Source organism: Chloroflexus sp. MS-G (genome assembly GCF_000735195.1).
In the GTDB taxonomy this organism is placed as follows: Bacteria; Chloroflexota; Chloroflexia; order Chloroflexales; family Chloroflexaceae; genus Chloroflexus.
In genome coordinates, this window is record NZ_JPIM01000208.1 from 1 (window position 1) to 3,543 (window position 3,543).

Here is a 3,543-nt window from a genome sequence, read left to right on the forward strand (position 1 = left end):
GGTGCGAAAGCATATTGGTAACCTTCCATGCGATGGTTTCACAGGTATGGTACGTGCCCGATGAGAAATCTGGGTTTCTGATCAGGTTCTTAGTCCACACGGTCGCCTTGATACGCGGCAAGAACCCATCGGCTGGAGCATCAGCACCTATCGGGGGCAGGTTGGGAAGCCGCCCCGACCGCTGCGGTAAAAGGTATCATCGGCAAAACAAGTGAAGGTTTGCTGTAGACTAGCATCGGCATGGGAAGCGCAGCACCTTATCGTGCGCTGCGGACGCATTAAGTAACCGACCCTCCGCTTCTCTCTGCTGGTGACCGGGAAAAACGTTGAAAATCCTCACGTTAACAGAATATGTCTTGAACACAATACGACCGTTGGCAATCACGCAGTGCTGTGAGGACACCCTCACCTTGCTTAGGTCATATTCACCCGCCGTAGCCGCAGCGAATTGCTGACAACGAAAACTGACGAAAAGGCCATTGCTGCCGCTGCCAGTACTGGGCTCAACTGCCAGCCGGTGAAGGGGTAGAAAACTCCTGCTGCCACCGGGATCAATACGACATTGTAGGCAAAAGCCCAAAAGAGATTCCAGCGAATGGTGCGTACCGTGGCGCGACTAAGCCTGATAGCCTGAGCAACTCCGCGCGGATCGCTGCGCATTAATGTAATGTCAGCCGTTTCCATCGCCACGTCAGTACCACTCCCCATCGCAATCCCAACATCGGCCTGAGCCAGAGCTGGGGCATCGTTGATCCCGTCGCCAACCATAGCTACTCGTTGCGGCTTACCGGCCTCTCCACCCTGTTGCAAGCGCGCTACAACTGCCGCTTTTTCATCTGGCTTTACTTCGGCATACACAGCGGTTAGCGGAATGCCAACTGCTGCTGCAATAGCGGCTGCCGTGCGCTGATTATCACCGGTTAGCAAGGCAACCGCGATCCCAAGCTGCCGCAACTGGGTTACCGCCTCTGCTGCGGTTGGCTTGACCGTATCGGCTAAGGCGATCACGCCCCAAACCTCACCATCAACTGCCACAACGATTGCCGTCTTACCGCCTTCCTGTAACTGATCAACCAATGCTTGCACCGGTGCTACATCCAGCCCATACGTCTGCAACCAGCGCACCGTACCGATCAGGACCCTTTGCCCATGCACCTCAGCCTCGACCCCGGCGCCACTAACTGCCTGGAAGCGCGTCGGTCGTTCGACCGTCAGCCCACGGGCCTGCGCCGCCTTGACAATGGCAACCCCTAATGGATGCTCACTTCGGCTTTCTGCTGCTGCCGCTAATTGCAGGAGTTCCTGATCGGTTACCTGCGCACTGTGCATGCCCTGAACCAATACCGGCCTGGTTACTGTCACAATATCGGTAACTTCAGGACGACCATGCGTGATCGTACCGGTCTTGTCGAACACCACCATTTGCAAGGTAGCTGCTCGCTCCAGAGCCTCGGCGTTGCGGATCAGGATGCCATGCGCTGCACCGGTACCCGTCCCAACCATGATGGCAGTTGGAGTCGCTAAACCCAACGCGCACGGGCAGGCGATCACCAATACCGCCACCGCAAAAATAAGTGCCTGCGTCAAACCGACCCCGGCCCATAACCAACCGAGAAACGTGATCAGAGCGATGGCTATCACAATGGGCACAAACACGGCTGAAACACGATCAACCAATGCCTGCACCGGCGCTTTTGAACCCAGCGCCTCTTGTACCAGCCGCACAATCTGCGCCAGAGCCGAATCTTTGCCAATCCGCGTCGCTCGCATCTGGAAACTACCACTACGGTTGATCGTCCCCCCAAAAACCGGATCGCCAGCCTGCTTTTCAACCGGTAGACTCTCACCGGTTAGCATACTCTCATCGATCGTCGATTCGCCGGTAACAATGACCCCATCAACGGGAATCTTCTCACCCGGACGTACAATGACCATCTCACCAACCCGTACTTCAGTGAGCGGCACATCAACCTCTTGTCCACCACGTACTACTCGTGCCGTTTTCGGCTGAAGTCCGATCAGGGCTTTAATCGCAGCACTCGTTTGCCCTTTTGCTCGCGCCTCAAGATATTTACCGACCAAGATCAGCGTAATAATCAGCGCTGCCGTCTCAAAATAGACATGACCAGGCATCCCGCTGATCAAGATCGCCAGACTGTACACATAGGCAGCCGACGAACCGAGAGCGATCAGCGTATCCATGGTAGCAGTACGTGCACGTAGTGCCCGCCAGGCGTAGCGGTAGAAATCGCGCCCCGCGTAGAATTGAACCGGTGTAGCCAGTATTAGGAACAGCCAGTTCAGCAGATCGTCACGCGCTGCAACCATCGCCATCATTTCAGACATCGTTGCATCGCGCATTACCGCCATCATCGCCGCCCCATCACCAACCAGCCACGGCGTTATCAGACCAACATCTCGCGCCATCGACAGCACAAATAGCGGCAACCCAAAGACAATACCGACCAACAATCGCCGCCGTCGCTCGCTCATCTCGGCTTCGCGAACCCGTGCTTCAACATCTTCGCCAGCTTCACCGACATCAGCAGACTCAATAACGCCGTACCCGGCTTCTTCAACCGCCGTTACCAGCCTGGAGCGTTCAACCATACCTGGCACATAGCGCACCAACGCCTGCTCACTCGCCAGATTGACCTCGGCAGACAATACACCTGGTATCTTACGTAACGCCTTCTTAACCCGCGCCGAACAACTCGCACAGGTCATACCGGTAATCGGCAAGGTTACTTCGTCAACAACCACGCCATAACCGGCCTGCTCAACGGTCTGCTGCAACAGCTCAGGCTGCGTCTGCGTCGGATCATAACGCACCAACGCCTGTTCACTCGCCAGATTGACCTCGGCGGTCAGAACACCCGGTACTTTACGCAATGCCTTTTCGACCCGTGCCGAACAACTCGCACAGGTCATACCGGTAATCGGCAATCTGATTTCACATTCGGACATAGGATGGCGTCCCTTTCTGAAGGATTGCTGCGTTTATCGTCTCACCGGGCAAACCCCAAACCATTAGAGGCACGACGGCACAGTAACCCTACAAGTGGGTATCACCGATGGAAAGCATATCCGATGCTCACGATGTACATCCCGTATGAGCTATCATGTGCATCTGTGTCTTACATCTCCATGTTCTCACGGCAGTGTGGTGGGTATGGGTAAGAACGGATGCTCTCCTGACCCGTGTGGTATGGATAGTATGCATCGCGTCATCGTCTCACACCCTGACTAGTGAGCAGCACTTTGGTCATTCGACCATCGGCACATCCTAGCACTACGGTATTCACATCAGCACGGGGCAGGGCAACCTGTGCTGACCTTCATGTCATGTTCTGCGACGAGATATTTCGGATAGGCTCCACATGTCTTTCAACCCTGGCTGAGAGCGTGATCGAACAGACCCAATAGTTTTTACATTGCCCTTTTCCACTCTACGTTTCGCACGATGCGGGCCAGGCAGGAGACGTTTCAATTGTGTTGAATGCGGCGTCTTTTCCACTCTGCGTTAATCGCACGATGCGGGCC

Annotated in this window: 1 protein-coding gene; it reads right to left on the reverse strand. The window is 55.4% G+C overall.

Annotation, left to right across the window (positions count from 1 at the left end; all coding sequences use genetic code 11):
- Positions 1-414: 414 nt before the first annotated feature.
- A complete protein-coding gene (locus JE47_RS0119765; protein WP_031461394.1) occupies positions 415-2,967 on the reverse strand; it encodes a heavy metal translocating P-type ATPase in 2,553 nt (850 codons plus the stop codon).
- Between the last annotated feature and the right edge of the window lie 576 nt (positions 2,968-3,543).